We start from the raw sequence: 1,319 nt of genomic DNA, 5'->3' as shown, positions 1-1,319 counted from the left end.
CGAAAGATGTTTCGGAAGCTTATCTTGCTGCATTATTTAAACAGAGTAACAGGAATGTATCCGTCAAGCGTCAAAACAAGGATGTTACCGAGGTTGTAGCTTATAAAGATATGCGTACTAGTTTTATTAATGCTAGTAATTTACGTAATGATATAGAACTGTTTTCTTTTAATGATGAAAGTAAACAGTTTGGTGAGAATGGCGCAGAGATCTATAGTGTAAGGCTAGAGGATCAAAACGGTGAACCTTTATCATGGGTAGTTGGTGGGGAAGAAGTTAAGCTTAGAATAAGTGTTAAATGCTTGAAAAGTATGTTTAGCCCAATAATCGGTTTCTATATAAAAGACCGACTTGGACAAACGTTATTTGGTGATAACACATACCTTTCTTATATGGATACACCACTCAGTATGCAACCTAATGACAATATGGATAGCATTTTCGAGTTTAACATGCCTATACTTCCAGTCGGTGAATATAGTATTTGCGTCGCAGTAGCTGAAGGTAGTCAGCAAGAACATATCCAACATCACTGGATACATGATGCGGTAATTTTTAAATCGCATTCTTCCAGTACGGTGACTGGGCTAGTCGGTATTCCAATGAAAAATATTAGTATCTCGGTGAATTAAGAGTAATTATTTTATGACTATGATTAATAAATCAATGCTTTCCAGACCTAGAAAACTGACTTTCCCATTTGGCTGGTGCGGCCATATCCCCTTTGTCAGTTGGCTTGTTGAGGAAATGAAACCGGGTACTATTGTTGAATTAGGTACGCATTCAGGAAATTCATATTTTGCAATCTGCCAGGCTGTCCTGGAAAATAATACCGGTTCCAAATGCTATGCTGTTGATACGTGGCAGGGGGATGAGCATGCTGGTAGCTACAGTGAAGATGTTTTCAGAGATGTAAGTGCATGGAATCAGCAGTATTTCTCTGCATTTTCAAATTTAATGCGCATGACCTTTGATCAGGCGAACGAATATTTTTCTGCAGGTAGCGTTAATTTATTGCATATCGACGGCTTACATACCTATGAAGCTGTTAAACATGACTTTGAATCCTGGAAATCAAAATTAGCAGATGATGCGGTTGTCCTGTTCCATGACACCAATGTCCGTGAACGAGGATTTGGTGTATGGCAGCTTTGGGATGAACTTCAACAACAGTATCCATCTTTTGAATTTTTGCATTCATATGGCCTGGGTGTGCTTTTTGTAGGCAAAAAAAGCCAAGCTCTTTATGAAAAGTTGGCTTCTTTTGGTGAGCCTGCCCTCATTAGAGAGGCATTTTCACGCCTAGGTGAGTTAATTAC

At 38.9% G+C, this 1,319-nt stretch carries 2 protein-coding genes; both read left to right on the top strand.

All coding sequences use genetic code 11. From position 1 onward, the window contains the following. Positions 1-632 (top strand): Wzt carbohydrate-binding domain-containing protein (locus CWM53_RS23015; protein ID WP_206062634.1); only part of this gene is annotated, 632 nt, incomplete at its 5' end. A gap of 13 nt (positions 633-645) precedes the next feature. Then, the coding region (locus CWM53_RS23010) for a class I SAM-dependent methyltransferase (RefSeq protein WP_133124382.1) at positions 646-1,319 on the top strand (674 nt) is incomplete at its 3' end.

This window comes from Klebsiella sp. A-Nf5, assembly GCF_002810545.1.
GTDB classification, from domain to species: Bacteria; Pseudomonadota; Gammaproteobacteria; order Enterobacterales; family Enterobacteriaceae; genus Klebsiella; species Klebsiella variicola.
The sequence above is the reverse complement of the archived record's forward strand: the minus strand, read 5'-3'. Positions and strand labels throughout refer to the sequence as shown.